This is a genomic window from Bhargavaea sp. GQ12, assembly GCF_059758705.1.
On record NZ_JCAXEU010000004.1, the window covers coordinates 168,753 to 186,586 of the forward strand.

At 56.2% G+C, this 17,834-nt stretch carries 18 protein-coding genes and 4 tRNA genes; 5 read left to right on the forward strand and 17 right to left on the reverse strand.

Annotated features, from left to right (window positions below):
• Positions 1-48 precede the first annotated feature (48 nt).
• The 6 genes from AC6CHQ_RS05565 to cdaA all read right to left on the reverse strand — a co-directional run bounded on the left by AC6CHQ_RS05565 (position 49) and on the right by cdaA (position 6,765).
• Positions 49-966, reverse strand: a complete 918-nt coding sequence (locus AC6CHQ_RS05565; RefSeq protein ID WP_498081080.1) for a pseudouridine-5'-phosphate glycosidase — start codon at positions 964-966, stop codon at positions 49-51.
• Positions 963-2,057: a carbohydrate kinase gene (locus AC6CHQ_RS05570; protein WP_498081081.1), complete on the reverse strand. Its 1,095-nt coding sequence runs from the start codon at positions 2,055-2,057 to the stop codon at positions 963-965. The genes AC6CHQ_RS05565 and AC6CHQ_RS05570 overlap by 4 nt, the downstream gene beginning before the upstream one ends.
• Positions 2,058-2,300: 243 nt before the next feature.
• Entirely contained in the window at positions 2,301-3,038 is a 738-nt protein-coding gene (locus AC6CHQ_RS05575; protein WP_498081082.1) for a hypothetical protein, read from the reverse strand.
• 116 nt (positions 3,039-3,154) lie between these two features.
• Positions 3,155-4,507: a phosphoglucosamine mutase gene (glmM, locus tag AC6CHQ_RS05580; RefSeq protein ID WP_498081083.1), complete on the reverse strand. Its 1,353-nt coding sequence runs from the start codon at positions 4,505-4,507 to the stop codon at positions 3,155-3,157.
• A 37-nt stretch (positions 4,508-4,544) separates the two neighbouring features.
• A complete protein-coding gene (locus AC6CHQ_RS05585; protein ID WP_498081084.1) occupies positions 4,545-5,930 on the reverse strand; it encodes a CdaR family protein in 1,386 nt (461 codons plus the stop codon).
• A 1-nt stretch (position 5,931) separates the two neighbouring features.
• Positions 5,932-6,765 (reverse strand): diadenylate cyclase CdaA, encoded by an 834-nt coding sequence (gene cdaA, locus AC6CHQ_RS05590; RefSeq protein ID WP_498081138.1) that lies wholly within the window; start codon positions 6,763-6,765, stop codon positions 5,932-5,934.
• A gap of 295 nt (positions 6,766-7,060) precedes the next feature.
• Here cdaA and AC6CHQ_RS05595 point away from each other — a divergent pair, with 295 nt between their 5' ends.
• Complete coding sequence (locus tag AC6CHQ_RS05595) at positions 7,061-8,647, forward strand: SulP family inorganic anion transporter (RefSeq protein ID WP_498081085.1); 1,587 nt, start codon at positions 7,061-7,063, stop codon at positions 8,645-8,647.
• A 157-nt stretch (positions 8,648-8,804) separates the two neighbouring features.
• On the opposite strand, the gene AC6CHQ_RS05600 is transcribed toward AC6CHQ_RS05595, so the two are convergent.
• From AC6CHQ_RS05600 to rocF, 3 genes are all read right to left on the reverse strand, one after another.
• A complete protein-coding gene (locus AC6CHQ_RS05600; RefSeq protein WP_498081086.1) occupies positions 8,805-9,449 on the reverse strand; it encodes a zf-HC2 domain-containing protein in 645 nt (214 codons plus the stop codon).
• Positions 9,450-9,461: 12 nt separating this feature from the next.
• On the reverse strand, positions 9,462-10,025 hold the full coding sequence (gene sigW, locus AC6CHQ_RS05605; RefSeq protein ID WP_092052647.1) for an RNA polymerase sigma factor SigW: 564 nt from the start codon (positions 10,023-10,025) through the stop codon (positions 9,462-9,464).
• Between the two features lie 218 nt (positions 10,026-10,243).
• Complete coding sequence (gene rocF, locus AC6CHQ_RS05610) at positions 10,244-11,149, reverse strand: arginase (protein ID WP_498081087.1); 906 nt, start codon at positions 11,147-11,149, stop codon at positions 10,244-10,246.
• Positions 11,150-11,303: 154 nt separating this feature from the next.
• On the opposite strand from rocF, the gene AC6CHQ_RS05615 reads away from it, so the two are divergent.
• The gene (locus tag AC6CHQ_RS05615; protein WP_092052654.1) at positions 11,304-11,759 is read left to right on the forward strand and encodes a VOC family protein; all 456 of its coding nucleotides are present in this window, start codon (positions 11,304-11,306) and stop codon (positions 11,757-11,759) included.
• Between the two features lie 54 nt (positions 11,760-11,813).
• On the opposite strand, the gene AC6CHQ_RS05620 is transcribed toward AC6CHQ_RS05615, so the two are convergent.
• The gene (locus AC6CHQ_RS05620) at positions 11,814-12,521 is read right to left on the reverse strand and encodes a DNA alkylation repair protein (RefSeq protein WP_498081088.1); all 708 of its coding nucleotides are present in this window, start codon (positions 12,519-12,521) and stop codon (positions 11,814-11,816) included.
• A 101-nt stretch (positions 12,522-12,622) separates the two neighbouring features.
• Between AC6CHQ_RS05620 and AC6CHQ_RS05625 the strand changes: the two genes are divergently transcribed.
• Entirely contained in the window at positions 12,623-12,778 is a 156-nt protein-coding gene (locus tag AC6CHQ_RS05625) for a hypothetical protein (RefSeq protein WP_498081089.1), read from the forward strand.
• A 40-nt stretch (positions 12,779-12,818) separates the two neighbouring features.
• Here AC6CHQ_RS05625 and AC6CHQ_RS05630 read toward each other — a convergent pair whose 3' ends face one another.
• Both AC6CHQ_RS05630 and codA read right to left on the reverse strand, forming a co-directional pair.
• Entirely contained in the window at positions 12,819-13,394 is a 576-nt protein-coding gene (locus AC6CHQ_RS05630) for a GNAT family N-acetyltransferase (RefSeq protein WP_498081090.1), read from the reverse strand.
• 33 nt (positions 13,395-13,427) lie between these two features.
• The gene (gene codA, locus AC6CHQ_RS05635; protein WP_498081091.1) at positions 13,428-14,687 is read right to left on the reverse strand and encodes a cytosine deaminase; all 1,260 of its coding nucleotides are present in this window, start codon (positions 14,685-14,687) and stop codon (positions 13,428-13,430) included.
• 164 nt (positions 14,688-14,851) lie between these two features.
• Between codA and AC6CHQ_RS05640 the strand changes: the two genes are divergently transcribed.
• Entirely contained in the window at positions 14,852-15,535 is a 684-nt protein-coding gene (locus AC6CHQ_RS05640) for a hypothetical protein (RefSeq protein ID WP_498081092.1), read from the forward strand.
• Between the two features lie 47 nt (positions 15,536-15,582).
• Here the strand turns inward: AC6CHQ_RS05640 and AC6CHQ_RS05645 are convergent.
• The 5 genes from AC6CHQ_RS05645 to AC6CHQ_RS05665 form a co-directional block, all read right to left on the reverse strand.
• A tRNA-Lys gene (locus AC6CHQ_RS05645) sits at positions 15,583-15,655 on the reverse strand.
• Positions 15,656-15,670: 15 nt separating this feature from the next.
• A tRNA-Gln gene (locus AC6CHQ_RS05650) sits at positions 15,671-15,745 on the reverse strand.
• 60 nt (positions 15,746-15,805) lie between these two features.
• Positions 15,806-15,889, reverse strand: a tRNA-Tyr gene (locus AC6CHQ_RS05655).
• Between the two features lie 5 nt (positions 15,890-15,894).
• Positions 15,895-15,966: transfer RNA gene (locus AC6CHQ_RS05660), tRNA-Glu, on the reverse strand.
• Positions 15,967-16,270: 304 nt separating this feature from the next.
• Complete coding sequence (locus AC6CHQ_RS05665; RefSeq protein WP_498081093.1) at positions 16,271-17,131, reverse strand: pirin family protein; 861 nt, start codon at positions 17,129-17,131, stop codon at positions 16,271-16,273.
• A gap of 81 nt (positions 17,132-17,212) precedes the next feature.
• On the opposite strand from AC6CHQ_RS05665, the gene AC6CHQ_RS05670 reads away from it, so the two are divergent.
• Complete coding sequence (locus AC6CHQ_RS05670) at positions 17,213-17,815, forward strand: HD domain-containing protein (RefSeq protein WP_498081094.1); 603 nt, start codon at positions 17,213-17,215, stop codon at positions 17,813-17,815.
• Positions 17,816-17,834: the final 19 nt, after the last annotated feature.

A 17,834-nucleotide genomic window follows, 5' to 3' on the forward strand; every position in this document is an offset into this window, starting at 1 on the left:
GCACGCACCCAAAAGCAAAAGCCGCCCATCCGGACGGCTTTTCCAAAATCAGTTGTTCAGTTCGTTATACGCAACGGCAATTCCCGTGCCGACTTTTGCGTTGTGTTTGACGAGCGCGATGTTGGCGACGAGGCTCTTGCCTTCAGTGAGTTCCTTTACTTTGCCAAGCAGGAACGGTGTCGTTTCTTTGCCGGAGATGCCGTTCGCTTCCGCTTCCTTGAGGGCATTTTCGATGATGCCGTTGATGAAGTCATCGTCGAGTGCGTCTTCTTCCGGAATCGGGTTCGCGATGACCGCTCCGCCTTCGAGGCCGAGATCCCACTTCGCCTTCAGCATTCCCGCCACTTCTTCTGCGCTGTCCGTGCTGATGCTGAGCGGGAAGCCGCTCTTGCGCGTAAAGAATGCCGGCAGCTCGTCCGTGCCGTAGCCGACAACCGGAACACCTTTTGTTTCGAGGTATTCGAGTGTGAGGCCGATGTCGAGGATCGACTTCGCTCCCGCGCAGACGACGGCGACATTTGTCTTGCCGAGTTCATCAAGGTCCGCGGAAATGTCCATCGTCGTTTCGGCACCACGGTGCACGCCGCCGATACCGCCGGTCACGAATACCCGGATGCCGGCGAGATCTGCGCAGATCATTGTCGCTGCGACTGTTGTAGCGCCGAGTTGTTTCGTTGCAAGCAAATAGCCGATGTCACGGCGGGATGCTTTTGCAACGTTGTCTGCGTTACCGAACATTTCAAGCTCGTCATCGGACAGGCCGATTTTGATCTTGCCGTCGATCAGTGCCATTGTCGCAGGAACCGCACCGCCATCGCGGACGATCTGCTCAACTTCACGTGCTGTCTGTACGTTCTGAGGGTACGGCATACCGTGGGAGATGATCGTCGACTCAAGCGCCACAATCGGCTTGCCTGCTTCAATCGCTTCTTTGACTTCCTTGGAAAATTCGAGATATTGTTTCATCGGAGTTCCTCCATTTCAGTTTTAAGTTGTTGTGCCGAGAGCTCCGGGCGCACCGTTGCGCCTGAAGCAAGTGTCTTTGCCGCGTTCAGGAGCCCGCAGCGAATTCTGTCTTCAAAGGCCATGCCGGTCAGGTGTCCGTGGAGCACACCGGAAACGAACGCGTCGCCCGCCCCGGTCACATCTTCCACATGGACACTGCTGATTGCCGGGTAATGCCGGATCCCGTCCGCATTGCCCGCCATGACCCCTTTTGAACCGGCCGTCACAATTGCATTCACGACCCCTTTTTCCAATAAGAGCCGAACCGCTTCTTTCCAGGAATCATCGTCGTTAACCGAAATGCCGGTATAGGCTTCCGCCTCGTCCCGGTTGCAGATAAACCAGGTGACACCTTCAAGATCGTCCGGCATCCTGTCCATCTTCGGTGACGACACCGGAACAATCGCGAGTTCAGTTCCGCTCTGGCGGGACAGCTCCTGCACATGGGCGACGGTCTCCTTCGGGCAGTTCAGGTCGATCACGGCGAGCGCCGCTCCCTGAACGACCGGTGCATGGGCGTCGATGTATTCCGGTGACAGTTCGTCATACACGTCCATATCGGCCAGCGCGATTGCCATCTCACCGTCAGGGTCCAGGACAGCGGAATACGAGCCGGTCGTCCTCCCCGGAAGAAGCGCAGTGTGTGCGAGTTCCACATGAGGCGCGGTGGCCTGCTCAATGCGCTGCCAGTCAGCGTCATTGCCTGCGACCGTCAGAAGAGTCACCGGATGGCCAAGGCGCCCGATATTTTCCGCGACGTTTCGCGCCACGCCTCCGACCGAGGAGGTGACCGTCGACGGGTTGGATGTTCCCGCCTGTACGGATGCCTTGAGGTGGAACTTCCGGTCGACGTTTGCCCCGCCAATCGCGACGACGCGGTTTTCCTCAGAAAGGATATAAGCACGTCCCCGGATGATGCCGCGCCGCATCAGGCCGGATATCAGGTTCGCCAGCGCAGGCCTCGAGATTCCAAGCGTCTCTGCCATATCCTGCTGGGAAAGGTACGGGTTCCGCCGGATCAGCTCAACAATCGCCGCTTCTTTATCATTCATCCCCCCGCACTCCTTTCTTAATAACATTTGTTTATATTATAAACTTATGCCTTTAAATGCGTCAAGTGTTTTAAAGGTAAACAATTGTTCGAAATTCTAAGCGGCACTTGCTTACTTCACCATGCCCACTTCCTGTTTGAAAAAACCGTCCGGCTCCATGAACCGAACCCTATAAAGCGGACAGTTTAATAAAAGACCCTGCTTATGCTGAACTGAACCGAACCCTATAAAGCGGACAGTTCTTTATTCATTCATATTGGCCACGATGTCGATCAGCTGGAGATGATCTCTTGAGCGGACCGAATACACGACGTTCTCGGCCTGCCATTGCAGATTGTGCGCTGCAGCGCCATCACCCTTCATGTCGAATGTGCCGGCACCAACTTCCTGCGGGGCCGGCAGCCGCTTCTGTTCCAGCTTTTCAACAATATCCCGTGCCAGCTGCATCATCTCGTCCCCGGCTTCTTCACTGTTTCGCTGATGCACGAGGAATGACCATCGTCCTTCATGCCACACGAGATGGATGTTTCCGGCACCGGCATCCATATACCCGGTGATGCCGGTGCCGAGATCGGCAGGCTGCCCAGCCTGAATCTCGGGCTCATAGTTTACGCCTGCCCGCGCGCCCTCTGCACTGTCAAAGACAATGGCATCCGCAATGAGATAAGGGGCCTGGTCTTCCAGCTGCGGATCGTCCACGGGAACAGGCTGATCCATCAGATAGTAATACACTTCATACCCTTCGGCATTCACAGCCACCCTGGCAGTCAAATATTGGTCGCCGGTCTCCAGATCCCTCGGGAGCTTCGGTTCGGCACCGGATTCCTGCATGACCCTCTCCCATACATCCCCCAGCACATCCTGCTTCACCTGTTCAGGGTCATCATTCGTCTGCGTCTCCTCCTGCCCGTCCGACGGCCCGCAAGCTCCGAACACCAGCAGGATAGCGACGGGCAGGGCGATCCAGCTTAACTTCGCCATCCTCATCCGCTCCTTCCCCGGAAGTCATTCCTTCTTTCCGTCTTCTTTACCCGTTCCGACCGGAATGAAAAAGACCCGCCCGGAATTCTTTCCGGACGGATCTCTGATTCATTCGATTAAGCTTCCAGGCCCATCTCTCCGCGCACGACTTCCGCGATGCGGCTGACGTAGCTGGCGGCCTCTTCTTCGCTCTGGGCTTCGACCATGACGCGCACGAGCGGCTCGGTGCCCGAAGGGCGGACGAGCACACGGCCGTTGCCCGCCATGTCTTTCTCGACTTCCGAGATGACCGCGGCGACTTTGGCGTTGTCCGTGACCGCATGCTTATCGGTGACGCGGACATTCACCAGTTCCTGAGGGTACATCTGGACATCCGATGCGAGGTCCGACAGCGTGCGGCCGGTCATCTTCAGGACGTTCACGAGCTGGAGCGCGGTCAGCAGGCCGTCGCCGGTCGTGTTGTAGTCGAGCATGATGATGTGGCCGGACTGCTCGCCGCCGAGGTTGAAGTCGTTCTTTTTCATTTCTTCAACGACATAGCGGTCGCCGACTGCGGTCTTGACACTCTTCACGTCATAGTTTCCGATCGCCTTGTAGAACCCGAGGTTGCTCATGATCGTCGAGACGACCGTGTCCTTGTTCAGACGGCCTTCCTCTTTCAGGTGGCGCGCCAGGATAAACATGATCTGGTCTCCATTGACGATCTGGCCATTTTCGTCGACCGCGATCAGGCGGTCACCGTCGCCGTCAAAGGCGAGACCGATGTCCGCATCCTTTTCTTGGACGAACCCGGCCAGAACTTCGGGATGGGTCGAGCCGCAGCCGTCGTTGATGTTCAGGCCGTTCGGCGAAGAGCCCATCGACGAGATGTCTGCATCCAGGTCAGCGAACAGGTGCGTCGCGAGGGACGATGTGGCGCCGTGCGCGCAGTCAAGCGCAACATGGATGCCCGTGAATTCCTCATCGACCGTCTGCTTAAGGTACTGGATGTACTTTTGCCCGCCTTCCTTGTAATCGGTGACCGTGCCGAGATGGGCACCGACCGGACGCGGCAGTTCATCAGTTTCCTTATCGAGGAGTTCCTCGATTTCCGCTTCCTGTTCATCGCTCAGTTTGTAGCCGTCACCGCCGAAGAACTTGATGCCATTATCTTCGACCGGGTTATGTGATGCGGAAATCATGACACCCGCATCCGCGCTCATCGCGCGTGTCAGATAAGCGACGCCCGGCGTGCTGATGACGCCCAGGAGCATGACATCCGCCCCGATCGACAGAAGTCCCGCCACAAGGGCGTTCTCGAGCATCTGGCCCGAAATGCGTGTATCGCGTCCAATCAGCACCTGCGGTTTGCCGGATGCGTGTTTTGTGAGGATATATCCGCCGTAGCGGCCGAGCTTGAATGCAAGTTCAGGTGTCAGGCCTTCATTGGCGACACCGCGCACCCCGTCTGTTCCGAAGTATTTACCCATCATGACTCTCTCCTTCACTGTTGACGTTCAATAGTATTCAAGCAGTGGCGATGCGGACCGTGACCCGCCCGGGAGCCGGTTCGGCTTTGATCCCGGAAGGCCCGTCCACATGCACGACGAGCGAAGCTTCTTCTTCGCTCACGCCGCCTGCATTGACGAATAGCTTAAAGTCACCGGATTTGGCGCTGTCCACGGCACTTTTGGGCCCCTGGATCTTGAGGGAGAGCGGCCCTTCAGGCTGGATGACCTCTCCGGTCTGCCCTTCCTCAAGACCCCGGACTTCCACTGCAAGCCCTTCAAGTGTTCCGGACGCCTCTTCATCGGCATCCCCGCCGTCTTCTGTGCCGCTGTTCTGGGCAGTGTCTCCGTTGCCGGATGTTCCGCCTGCCGGGCTTTCCGTCTCTCCCGGTTCCGCCGGCGGTTCAGCATCGGCGACCTGCTCTTCCGTTTCATCCGGCGCTTCCGCTGTTTCCTCATCGCTGTCGTTGACCGTCGCCCGGATATCGACGTCGATCGAGCCGGGCGAAACCTTTGTCACGCCGGCCGGTTTTTTGAGTTCCACGGTCAATTTCCCGCTGGCGGTCACTTTTGAAACATCGACCGGGACAGGAAGCTCCCCGATTTCATCCAGGACGTTCCTCGGGCCGAACAGCTTGACGGACTCCGTCGCCGTGTTGATGGCGTCGATGGTGACATCTTCTCCAGGCGTGCCGGACTGCTGAAGCGAGACTGGCACAGAGCGTGAATACTCGGAGATGTCGGCCCTGACTGTCACTTCCGCCGGCTCGACAAGGACATTCATTTTATTCAGATCGCGGTCAAGTACGCGGACACTTGCCTGCTGCTCAAGAGGCCCGTCCACTCCGGGGTCCGCCGTTACCGACGCCTTCACGAAGCTGATCGACTCAACTACGCTTTTGGCGCCGGTGACCATGACGGTCGACGGATCCGCCTCAAGTGAATTGATAACATGGTTTTCCGCAAGCAGCCGTTCGTTCATCTCAGGATCGACCCTGAACTCCCGGCTGATCCGCTCCTCGATGACGACATCGACCGTATCAGGATCAATGGAGACCTCGAGCTTGTCGGAAATATTCTCAGTCTGCACGCGGACATTGTGCGCGCCCATCGTGAGCGTGCGCAGGTCGACGAACAGGGTGAAGTCTTTGAGTGAACGGGTCGTGCGGACAAGGTTGCCCGGCCCTTCGATCGTCATGCTGACGGTCTCGGGCACGCCCGTGACAACAGTATTTTCATCGTCAAAATACACTTCCACCGGCACATCCTTCAGGACGGCGATATCCGTCCCGCCGGCTGCGCGGCTGCCCTGCTCTTCATCCGACTGCACAACGAAGAACATCAGAACGGCAAAGAACAGGGCGATGCCGCGGATAAACCACGGATTGTCCATGAACTTATCCATACTACTTCCCTCCCCGTTTCCGCTTGGAGGCGGCCTGCGGTTCAGGCGCAGGGCCGAACCACATCTTCCGGAGCAGTGTCTCGAACTCCTCAGGCGGCAGGTTGCGGTGAAGATCGCCGTTGCGTGTCAGGCTGACGGCACCCGTCTCTTCGGAAACGACGATCGTAATCGCGTCCGTCACCTCGCTGAGCCCCAGCGCCGCGCGGTGGCGCGTGCCGAGCTCCTTAGAGATGAACGGGCTTTCCGAAAGCGGCAGATAGCATCCCGCTGCGGCGATGCGGTTCTGCTGGATGATGACCGCCCCGTCATGGAGCGGCGTATTCGGGATGAAAATATTGATGAGGAGTTCTGAAGTCAGCTCCGAGTTCATTGGGATACCGGTCTCGATGTACTCGGACAGCCCGGTCTCCCGTTCGATCGAAATCAGCGCGCCGATGCGCCGCTTCGCCATATAGCCGACCGACTTCGTGGCGGCCTCGACAAGACGGTCCCGTTCCTCTTCCTCCGCCAGGCTGCTCCTGGAAAACAGCTTGCCGCGCCCGATCTGCTCGAGCGCGCGCCGGAGCTCCGGCTGGAAGATGATGATGACTGCGAGGAACCCCCACGTCAGCACCTGCTCCATGATCCAGTACATCGTCGTCAGGCCGAGTTCCTTCGTGACGAACCAGGCGATGACTACGACGAACACGCCTTTAAGCAGCTGGACAGCCTTCGTGCCCTTGATGATGGTAATCAGTTTATAAAGAACGTACCAGACCAGAAGAATGTCCAGGATATTCACCAGGACTTCCACCCATGTCAGGTCCGTAAAACGCTCAAAGAACGCCACAGGCATCCCCGCCTTTTCTAAACGCTTGCATATCGGATAGTATACCATACCGGATGGTTCTCCCGCTCGCCTTAACGATATCCTTTTGATGTTGGAGACGGCTATTGCAAGACGGGCGGAACGGTTCTGTTTCACGGCGATCCGGGCGGAAGCTGATGGGGCTGTCCGCGTAGTTGCGCTGTAACTATAGTACTATAATATTGTTTCATATTTCCTCATTTTAACTTATAATGATTCATGTATATTATCGGGACTTTATTAAAGGTTCCCGTTCAAATCATATAACGGAGTGTGAATCATCATGAGGAACTTGGGCCGTTTCGAGTCGCTGAATGGCCAAACGGCAAGGAAGGACATTCTCGCCGGCATCACTGTCGGGATTGTCGCTATCCCGCTTGGCATGGCGTTTGCGATCGCTTCCGGAGTAAAGCCGGAATACGGTATCTATACGACAGTGATCGCCGGTCTTCTTGTGGCGCTTCTCGGCGGTTCCCGCTTCCAGATTGCAGGACCGACAGGCGCGTTCATCCCGATCCTGCTCGCGATCGTCCTGGAGTACGGCTACTCGGACCTGCTCGTAGCCGGCTTCATGGCAGGAATTTTCCTTGTCATCATGTCGTTTCTGAAGATCGGGGACCTGATCCACTTTGTCCCGCGGGCGGTGACAATCGGGTTCACCGCGGGAATCGCCGTCACGATCTTTACCGGCCAGATCGGCAACTTCTTCGGCCTCAAGGGCGTGGAAAGAAAGGAATTTTTCCACGAGAACATGTGGGAACTCCTGCGAAACTTCGGCACATTTAACGGGTATGCGTTCCTGACCGCGGCGATCGGGCTCGCGGTCATCGTGATCCTGCCCCGCATCGCGCCGCGCGTCCCTCTTTTTCTGGCCGCCCTTCTGATCCCGACACTTGTGTCGGTGATCTTCTACCCAGGACACCTCCCGACGATCGGGACGGCCTATGGCGGTATTCCACAACAGTTGCCGGAGTTCCGTCTTCCCGAAATCACCGGGAGCAAAATTCTCCAACTCTGGCAGCCGGCCCTGATCATCGCGGCGCTCGGTGCGATCGAGTCGCTGCTGTCCGCAGTCGTCGCCGATAACATGGCCGGAGGCAAAAAGTCTGCATCCAACCGCGAACTGTTCGGACAGGGAATTGCGAACATGGCCGCCCCGCTTTTTGGCGGGATCCCGGCGACCGGCGCCATCGCCCGCACCGCAACCAACATCCGGGCGGGAGCCGTCAGCCCGCTGTCCGGTGTCGTCCAGAGCGTATTTGTCCTGCTTGTCCTGTTGCTGTTTGCGCCGTTCGCCTCGCATGTGCCGCTCGCCAGCATGGCGCCGATCCTCATGCTCGTCGCCTGGAACATGAGCGGCCTGCGTTCGTTCATTAAGATTTCCCACCTGAAGACCGGCGACTCGGCTGTGTTGTGGGTGACGTTCCTTCTGACCGTCTTCGTCAACCTGACCGTCGGCGTCCAGGTCGGCTTCCTCCTCGCCGTTCTCGCCTTCCTCAAAAAGATGAGCGGCAAGCTGAAAGTCCGGCCGGCAGAGGCAACGCCGGATGACTATATCTACAGCGGCATCCCGAAAGAATCGTCGTTACGAACGGCCAGAGTGGAAGGCCCGCTCTTCTTCGGTACGGCCCAGGTGTTCGAACAAGAAATCGAGAAACTGCTGGAAACCCGCTCCGACGTCCTGATGCTGCGGCTCCACGGGCTTTCCGCGCTGGATGCGGGCGGCGTCGCAGCCCTCTCCTTCGCACATGACCTCGCCGAACGCCAGGGAGTGCGCCTCCTTTTCCAGGGCATCCCGGACGAGAAGAAAATCCTCCTGAGAAAAAGCGGTCTTTATGAAAAGATCGGTGCGGAGAATATGGTGAAATAAAGAAATCCGCCGACCCGGAATGGGGCGGCGGATTTTTTAGGTGTGTGTCCGACTCTGGACGTGGTGTCTGGTCTTTCGTCACTTCCCCTGATCGGTGCAAATGAAAAACTGCAGGCAAAGCCTGCAGTCACAGAGCGCGCCCTACAGCGCGCTTGCCTTACTCTTCCTCATCACCGGCATCCGGGCCTTCAAAGACGGACAGGCCATCTTTGATGCCGGACTTGATCGTGTACCAGAGCCATTCGAAGGCCCGGTCGATTTCTTCGATCCGGCCGGAAACGACGGCCGTGGAGGCCATATATTTGGAGCCGTTGATGACGGTGACGTCACCTTCGACCTCCCCTTCAATATGCAGTTCACCGTTTCTCACAAAAAGGTCGCCTTCAACCTTTTCGCCTTCGGGGACGATGACTTTGTTCCCCTCGACGACGAGATTTGGCTGTGTGGACACGGCGAGCTGCCCGTCGGATGTATTGAAATTAGAGAACAGGGTAATCCCGGCAAGGAGCATGAACATAGCCACTGCGGCAAGCATCGGATGACGGCCGAACCAACGGCGCAAGCCTGCACTCTGGCGCTCTTTCGGCAGCGAGGCCATAATGCGGCTGCTAAATCCTTCGGGTGCCTCGATGTGCGAGGCGCTGCTCAGAAATGCGACCGAACGGCTAAGCTGGTCCATATGTTCCTGGCAGGCCGGACATTGCTCGAGATGCTCTTTCAGAATCTGTTCGTCCCGGCGGGTGATTTCCCCGTCCAGATAATCATGCATGTACTGGACAAATTCTTCCGGACACGGTTTCATCCCGGTTCCCTCCTACAACTTCTTCATTTGTTTCCTAAGGGCTTCGCGGCCCCTATGTATGCGTGTCTTCACTGTGCCCAGCGGCAGCTCAAGGATTTCGCTGATCTCCTGGAGCGGAAGTTCCTCGATGTAGCGCAGGACAATCGCCGACCGGTATTTGTCCGGCAGGCGGCTGATCTCATACTGGACCCGCTCCTGCTGTTCCATCTTCTCGACTTCCTCTTCCGGCAGCGGCGCATCATGGGCGAGGCTGGAGTAATGATCCAGCCCGTCGGTCCCCGGCACCGGTGCGTCAAGGAACGTATCCGGTTTTTTCTTGCGGATCCGGTCGATGCAGAGGTTGGTCGCGATGCGGTACAGCCATGTAGAGAACTTCCGCTTCTGGTCGAACGTGTGCAGGTTGATGTACGCCCTGATGAACGCCTCCTGCGCGATATCCTCGGCTTCATGCCGATTGCCCAGCATCCGATAGCATACTTGGTAAAGCCGGTTCTGATAGAGGGAAACGATTTCTTCGAAAGCCGACTGGTCCCCCTTCAGGACTTGTTTAATTCTTTTTTTGACGATGTCTTCCATTGTTCTCGATTTCCCCCCGCTTCATGCGGCTAATTGGTATACGGACGGGCGCTTCAAAGGGTTTCACTTTTTCTGTGAAAAAGTTTGAATTCAGAACACCCATGTCTTACCGTACACTGTAATCCCACTTATTGACTTCATTGTATCAAAGGAAAATCTAAAAATCTTGAAAAAGTACAATACCGGTCCCCTTGGTCGGGAACCGGCTCAAAACGCCTTTAAATCAAGGTTTCGCCGAACAATGAGCCCATCAGGCCGACGGCGACGTTTGCTGTTTTATTGCGCTCATCGAGGATCGGATTCACTTCTACAAATTCAGCTGAAGTGATGCGTCCGACCGAGTGGAGCATTTCCATCGCCAGGTGGCTTTCCCGGTAGCTGAGGCCGCCCTGCACCGGAGTGCCGACACCAGGAGTGTAAAGCGGATCCAGCCCGTCCAGGTCAAGCGACAGGTGCACGCCGTCGACACCTCGATCTTCCAGATAGCGGATGGCATCCTGCATGATTGCTGTCATGCCGTCCCGGTCGATCTCATGCATCGTATACACACGGATGCCCTTTTCCTTTACCAGTTCACGCTCTCCCGGATCGATGGAGCGCGCGCCGATGACGACGATATTTTCCGGCTTCACCTTCGGCCCGCTGCCGATCGAGGTCAGGTCCCCGTGGCCGAGTCCCATCGCGACGGCCAGCGGCATGCCGTGGATGTTCCCGGATGGTGACGTCTCTGCTGTATTCAGGTCGGTGTGAGCGTCATACCAGATGACCCCGAGGTTGCTGTAGTGCTCGTTCAGTCCGGCCAACGTCCCGATCGCGATGCTGTGATCGCCGCCTAGGACCAGCGGGAAACGTCCGCCGCGGACCGTCTCAGACACCTTTTCGGCTAGTTTCCGGTTCCCTTCGGTGACTGCCTTCAGGTTCTTCAGGTTCGTGCCCGACACTTCGCGCGGCGCATCCATGTCGACCGGAATATCCCCTTCATCCATTACGATATGCCCCAACGCCTCGATCCGCTCCACGACACCCGCGTAGCGGATTGCGCTCGGCCCCATGTCTACCCCGCGCCGGCTCTGTCCGAAATCCGCCGGAACTCCGATGATGGAAATTTCTTTCTGACTGTTCATGCTGCATCCCCCTTTTCACATCTTGCTACTATTATGAATTGAAAGAGGCAGATGGCTCAACCGGACAAAGAATAGGATAATTATTCATCGGAAGAGTCAGTCTGTTCCGTTATAATGGTCGTGTACACCATGGAAAAAGGGGGAAATTCCAAGCATGATCATGGGACTGTATGAAGCCCATCTGCCGGTCAGTGACCTGGAACGCTCGCTTAAGTTTTACACCGGCCTCGGGCTGGAAATTGCACACACCCACGGAGAGGGGCTGGCCTTTCTGTGGATCGAAAAAGACAAAAGCTGGCTGGGTCTATGGCAATCTGAGAAAGTCGAATTGGACTATCACCCATCTATCCGGCACATCGCCTTCCAGGTATCGCTCGAGGGGTTGAAAGGTGCTGTCAGCTGGTTAAGAGAAAGGGGATACGAGCCAAGGGAGGCATTCGGATTTGGTCCGGACGAACCGTTTGTGATGCCACAAGAGGACTATGCCCATGCCAAGATCCACTTTAACGACCCGGACGGCAACAGCCTGGAGTTCATATGCAAGATGGACAATCCGAACAAGCTGACGGAACGGATGACACTGAGCGAGTGGGAAAAGCTGAACACATAATAAAAGCCTGTATCTGAGGAGGCGCCTCCTCCCAGATACAGGCTTTTTTCGGTCTCAGCACCGGACATATCTTCGCTTGAATCCGAGCCTTCCTTTGTCCAGGTCCTTCCGGATGTTTTCGGAGGCGTTCAGGAAACTGCTTTTTTTGTTGGGCCGCTTCAGCTCGACGGTGCCGACTTCCCGTGCGGTTTCGAGTGCCTGTTCACTAAGAGGACTGTAAGAGATTCCTACCGTATACAGGAAGTTGTTCATCGCCGACTTGGTCCGCTCCGGCGCATCATGAATCTCGTTTTTCACGGTTTCCATCATCCATGAAAGCTTATCCTCGGAGAATTCATCGTCCTTTCGGCTGCCGAGCAGCCAGCAATAACAGCTCCAGCCCGCAGACATCTTGAGCTCCTCGCCGCTTGCGATCCATTTGTCGGCGATCTCCTGTGCCAGAGGCGACTCGGAAAGCGTGACGGCCACCACATAGTCGGACAGCATGTAGAAATACGCCGCATCCATCCACCGGTCAAAATCCGCTTCCGTCATCGCCTTCGGATCGGCAATAACCCCCGCGAAGTACATGGCATCATAATTGCCCGTCGCGTACAGTTCCTCAGCAAGCTTCTGATCGATCTTGATCGCTCTCTTCATCGGCTTCATCGCACCGGTCGCCACACCGAAAAGCGGCTCATGCGCGCCGTTGGACATGTACATCTTTTTCGTGCGTTCCTTGCCCAGGGATTCAAGTTCCTGCATGACTGTTTCGAAATCCATATTGGATGACTCCCTTCCCGCCTGTTTTGATCGCTTCTAGTCTTTTCCATATTCAGCTTGTGAGTTAGGCTATAAACAATATGATAAGGGAGATGGGATCATTGACCAACCTGGGTGACCTTTTAGTCATCACTTTTTACCTGGCAGTTGTTGCAGGCATCATCGCGGCTGTTGTGCTGTTCAGCCGATCCCGCAGAAAACGGAAAGAGCAGCTGGACAGAATCGAAGCCAAATTAAATGATCTGACCGGAAAATGAAACCGGCATGCCTCCTTTTACGGATGGTATGCCGGTTTCTTCAATCCCTGGCCATCAGCCGCTCCAAGCGCCGTTTCACTTCCGGCCATTCGCGGTCGATGATCGAGTAGAGATGGACGTCGCGCGGGTTGCCGTTGGAGCGGATGCGTTCGTTCCGCATGACGCCTTCAAGCTTCGCCCCGATCCGCTCGAGCGCTTTTTGCGACCGTCCGTTTTCCGAGTCGGTCTTGAACTGGACCCGGATCATATCCATTTCTTCGAAGCAGTGGCGGAGCAACAGGTACTTCGATGTGGTGTTTACATGGGTTCGCTGGTATTCCTTGCCGTAGAACGTGGAGCCTATCTCGCACAGCTTGTTGAACGGATCGATGCCGAAGATCCGGGTCGTCCCCATCATGTCTTCCGTACCCGCGTCCTCCACTGCAAACGCCAGGCAGCTGTCCCCGGTCTCCATCGCGGTAATCCCGGTTTCAAGCCACTGGTCAAAACGGTCTTTCGTCTCGACCTGGTTCAGCATAAAAAAGAAGATATCCGGTGAATACAGTTCCCAGAGCGCATCGAAATCTTTGCGCTCCAACTTCCTGAGCCTGACGCCATTCAACTCGAGAACCTTCACGGGTCCACCTCTCTCTTCAGATTAAGCTTATGCTTATGCTTCCGGCCGGAACGTCGTTTCTGTTACAGCCGGCTGTGTTTCTGTGATCATTTCGCCGTTCCGGATCGACAGGAGAACCGGTGCCTGCGTGCGGACCGCTTCGTATTCCGAGTCGGCGTTGATGACGATGAGATTGGCCGGGTTGCCTTCCTTCACGCCGTATTCTTCGTCACCGAGATGAAGTGCCTTCGCCCCGTTGACACTGACCAGGTCAAGCGCCTTCACGATATGAGCATAATCGGTCATGTGGCAGGCGTGGAGGCCTGCGTCGACGACACTCATCAGCTCGCCGTTACCGAGCGGGTACCACGGGTCCACGATCGAATCCAGCCCGAAGCAGACGTTGATGTCTTCCGCGAGCATTTCCTTGACCCTGGTCACTCCGCGGCGGACCGGATGGGCGTCAAAGCGGCCCTGCAGATGCAGGTTTGCCTTCGGCAGCGACACGAAATGGATGCCGGCCTGTTTCAATGTCTGGAACAGCTTGTACGTGTAGGCGTTGCTGTAGGATGCCATCGCAGTGGTGTGGCTTGCAGTCACCCGGTCGCCCATGCCGCGGCGGAGCGCTTCTCCCGCCAGCACTTCCAAGTATCGCGACTGGTCATCGTCGATCTCGTCGCAGTGGATATCAACGAGCTTGCCGTACTCCTCTGCGAGTTCAAGCGCCCGGATCACCGATTTCACGCCATCTTCACGGGTGAGCTCATAGTGAGGGATGCCGCCGATGACGTCCGCGCCCATCTCGATTGCGCGGATCAGCAGCTCTTCGCCTTCCGGCTTCGTGTACAGCCCTTCCTGAGGGAACGCCACAAGCTGGAGGTCCACCCATGGCTTCACTTCCTCCTTCACTTCAAGAAGCGCTTCCATGCCCTTGAGTGTCGGATCACTGACGTCGACATGTGTCCTGACGTGCTGGATGCCGCTCTTCACCTGGAGCTCGATCGCCCGGAGCGCCCGCTTTTTCAGGTCATCCTTTGTTTCATTCAACAGCTGTTTGCGCTCTGCCCAGATTTCGATTCCCTCGAAGACCGAACCCGACTTGCTCCAGCGCGGCGTGCCTGCCGTGAATACGTAGTCGAGGTGGATATGCGGCTCTACATAAGGCGGCAGGACCAGTTTACCTTCCAGGTCTCTTACATCCTTGCCCGATACGTCCGTCTCTCCGGCGGCGGTCACCGACAGGATCCGTCCATCCTCAATATCGATTGTCCACAGGCCATCCTGGCCATACAGCTTCGCGTTATTCAGAATCACCGTCGAATCCCCCTCTCAAATATCTCCTATCCATTATAGCAATCTCGCACAGGGAATCCCGCCTGGCCCCTTCGGACACGCCTTCCCATTAAACGGCAGTCATACACCGATGTTTTAAGGGTATGAGAAGGGGTAGAGTCCTCGGACGGAAAGGGGGAATGCCGATGTTCGGCCTTCAGGATCTGATTTCACTGATTATCTCGGCATTTATCATTTTGCCGGTCGTCGTCTTTCAGCGCGAGCTGGGCTATGTCATTACGGGCGCTCTCTTCGGCGTAGTGAACCCCCGCCTGACAATCGGGTCAGGTCCGCGGTTATTCAAATTTTGGATTTTTGATGTTCGCAAATATTATCATCTGTACAGCTGGTTTTCTTATGATGACCTGAAACGAAAAGGCAAGTTCGCTTATGTCTTTCTATACGCAGGGCCGATTCTGATCAACGCTGTTCCCGCGCTTATTCTGAACGCGCTGCTGGCCAACGATGTCGTCACGGAGAACGTGACCTTCTGGAACCGGTTCCTGTTTTACCAGTTCTATTATGTGCTGTTCGATGTCATTCCGATGAAAACAATCAACGGCATGCCCAACAACGGCATGATCATCTATGAGATGCTCCGTTACGGCAAGCGCGTCGACTACAATACCGAACCGTTCCTCCCTTCCACCACCGAGGTTGAAGAGGAATACCAGGAAGAGATGGAGGAAATCGAAGAGCAGATGGAAGAGATGGAAGAAGCCACAGAGGAAATGAATGAAGCCGATGATGGTCAGGAAGTCAGGCGGGACAGCAAGGAAGACGAAGAGGATCGAAAGGAGCGCAAGATGGGCGGGATGGAGAATTCATAAAGAAACACGAAAAAACGCCTTCCCGCTGCCGGGAAGGCGTTCCGTTATGAGCCATGCAGGGCTCGAACCTGCGACCCTCTGATTAAAAGTCAGATGCTCTACCAACTGAGCTAATGGCTCATGAAAATAAAAAAATGGCTGGGGTAGCTGGATTCGAACCAACGAATGACGGAGTCAAAGTCCGTTGCCTTACCGCTTGGCTATACCCCAACGCTATGAAGTGTTGCCTTTTTAATGTTACCCGGGAACGGGCATTTTAAACATAAAAAGTGGTGGAGGGGGGCAGATTCGAACTGCCGAACCCGAAGGAGCGGATTTACAGTCCGCCGCGTTTAGCCACTTCGCTACCCCTCCGTATATGACCCCTACGGGATTCGAACCCGTGTTACCGCCGTGAAAGGGCGGTGTCTTAACCGCTTGACCAAGGGGCCGTGTCTCAATCGGACAACGTTTATATTAGCAAAGAAAAACTGACCATGCAACCCATTTTTTGAAGTCGGAATATTTATTTTTGGATCGGCTTTATCGTCTGCGTTTTTCGCGGTATTCAGCGATGCTTCTCCACTATATCGCAACGTTTTACTCATATGGCAACGCCTCAACTTAGTATGGCAACGTTTCATCCTGTTATGGCAACGTCTCAGCTGATTAACGCAACGTCTCAGCTCATTACTGCAACGTTTCCCTTTTCTGCAACTGCAAAACCCCGCGCGCCGGCGGGGCCTTGTTAATTCCTTATTTAACAGCAGGCGGACCGAATTTGCCGGCTTGGTAGTCGAAGAAAGCCTGGCGGATCTCGTCTTCGGAATTCATGACGAACGGGCCATGGGCGACGACGTTCTCGCGGAGCGGGACGCCGGAATAGATCAGCGCGCGGGTCCTGCTGTTGGCTCGGATTTTCAGTTCGCTTGGCGCTGACTCCTCCCCTTCTTCATTGAAGGTGAGCGTGGCGATATCCGTCTTTGACAGGACGGTTCCGGATTCTCCCGCAACCAGTTCCCCAGCCAGCACATAAAGAAAGCCGTTGTGGTTTTCCGGCAGGACGTGTTTGTACTCGGCGCCTTCCCGGAGCGAGACTTCCGCCATCGTGATCGGCACGAGGCTTTCCATCGGTCCTTTCACGCCTGCAACATCACCGGAATAAACCCTGACCGCGCCGCCGTCCAACTCGGCAACAGGTGCGTCTTCCACTCGGATGTTCTGATAGAAGGAATCTGACCCCTTCAGCCGCTCCGGCAGATTCAGCCATAGCTGTAGCGTATGGATGAGGTCGTCCTCGTACGCCTCCTCCGCATGGCGGGCGCCGGACCCGGCGTTCATATACTGCACGTCTCCTGCGTCCAGCACCGAATAGCCGCCGGCATTGTCGATATGCTCGAGCCGGCCGTCGATCACGTAGGTGATCGTCTGGAAACCGCGGTGCGGATGGTCGGAGAACGTCCCCCGCTTGAACCAGTCTTCCGCCATGACAATAAACGGATCGAACGACTTCTCCTGCCCCGGCGGCAGCACCCAGCCCTGCTGGACATGCGGGAAGCCGGGGTTCTGATAACGCACCCGCCAATGGTCTTTTATATCACGCTGGAAATGTTGCATCGAAATCCCTCCCCTGGTGTTTCCATCTTACTCCTTTGCGGATGGTAGAATGGAGAGAACTGCTCATAAGGGGGAGATCGGATGAACCCGGCTTTATATAAGGCGGCTTTGGAACGGATCAGCGGACTGTTCGGCGAGGACGCGACCGGGCACGACGTCCACCATACGCTCCGGGTGTACCGGATGGCAATGAGGCTCGCGGAAGCGGAACGTGCCGACCGGGAACTGGTAGGGCTCGCTGCGATGCTCCATGATGCGGACGACCCGAAATTGTTCGGCACCGGCAACGGGCTGCCGAACGCGCGGGCGTTCATGGAGGAGCACGGTGTTTTGCCCGCCCAGGCTGAGACTGTCTGCACGATTATCGACGAAGTCTCCTTCAGCAAGAACGGCTCAAAGCGCCCATCAACCATCGAGGGAATGGTCGTCCAGGACGCCGACCGGCTGGATGCGATCGGCGCCATCGGAATCGCACGAACATTCGCCTTCGGCGGCAACCGGGGACAGGCAATCCATGACCCGGGCCGCGACACAGGCACTTCCATCGCGCATTTTCATGAGAAATTGCTGAAGCTGAAGGACCTGATGAACACGGAAGAAGCCAGGCGGATCGCGGAAGAAAGGCACCGGTATATGGAGGCGTTTCTGGCGGAGTTTCAGGATGAATGGGACGGGAAGCGCTAATTAAGAGAGGCATCATCCA

Bases quoted from the DNA above. Each gene is read 5' to 3' on its own strand.
- AC6CHQ_RS05565 (WP_498081080.1), bottom strand. From the start codon at position 966: ATGAAACAATATCTCGAATTTTCCAAGGAAGTCAAAGAAGCGATTGAA.
- AC6CHQ_RS05570 (WP_498081081.1), bottom strand. From the start codon at position 2,057: ATGAATGATAAAGAAGCGGCGATTGTTGAGCTGATCCGGCGGAACCCG.
- AC6CHQ_RS05575 (WP_498081082.1), bottom strand. From the start codon at position 3,038: ATGGCGAAGTTAAGCTGGATCGCCCTGCCCGTCGCTATCCTGCTGGTG.
- glmM (WP_498081083.1), bottom strand. From the start codon at position 4,507: ATGGGTAAATACTTCGGAACAGACGGGGTGCGCGGTGTCGCCAATGAA.
- AC6CHQ_RS05585 (WP_498081084.1), bottom strand. From the start codon at position 5,930: ATGGATAAGTTCATGGACAATCCGTGGTTTATCCGCGGCATCGCCCTG.
- cdaA (WP_498081138.1), bottom strand. From the start codon at position 6,765: ATGCCTGTGGCGTTCTTTGAGCGTTTTACGGACCTGACATGGGTGGAA.
- AC6CHQ_RS05595 (WP_498081085.1), top strand. From the start codon at position 7,061: ATGAGGAACTTGGGCCGTTTCGAGTCGCTGAATGGCCAAACGGCAAGG.
- AC6CHQ_RS05600 (WP_498081086.1), bottom strand. From the start codon at position 9,449: ATGAAACCGTGTCCGGAAGAATTTGTCCAGTACATGCATGATTATCTG.
- sigW (WP_092052647.1), bottom strand. From the start codon at position 10,025: ATGGAAGACATCGTCAAAAAAAGAATTAAACAAGTCCTGAAGGGGGAC.
- rocF (WP_498081087.1), bottom strand. From the start codon at position 11,149: ATGAACAGTCAGAAAGAAATTTCCATCATCGGAGTTCCGGCGGATTTC.
- AC6CHQ_RS05615 (WP_092052654.1), top strand. From the start codon at position 11,304: ATGATCATGGGACTGTATGAAGCCCATCTGCCGGTCAGTGACCTGGAA.
- AC6CHQ_RS05620 (WP_498081088.1), bottom strand. From the start codon at position 12,521: ATGGATTTCGAAACAGTCATGCAGGAACTTGAATCCCTGGGCAAGGAA.
- AC6CHQ_RS05640 (WP_498081092.1), top strand. From the start codon at position 14,852: ATGTTCGGCCTTCAGGATCTGATTTCACTGATTATCTCGGCATTTATC.
- AC6CHQ_RS05665 (WP_498081093.1), bottom strand. From the start codon at position 17,131: ATGCAACATTTCCAGCGTGATATAAAAGACCATTGGCGGGTGCGTTAT.
- AC6CHQ_RS05670 (WP_498081094.1), top strand. From the start codon at position 17,213: ATGAACCCGGCTTTATATAAGGCGGCTTTGGAACGGATCAGCGGACTG.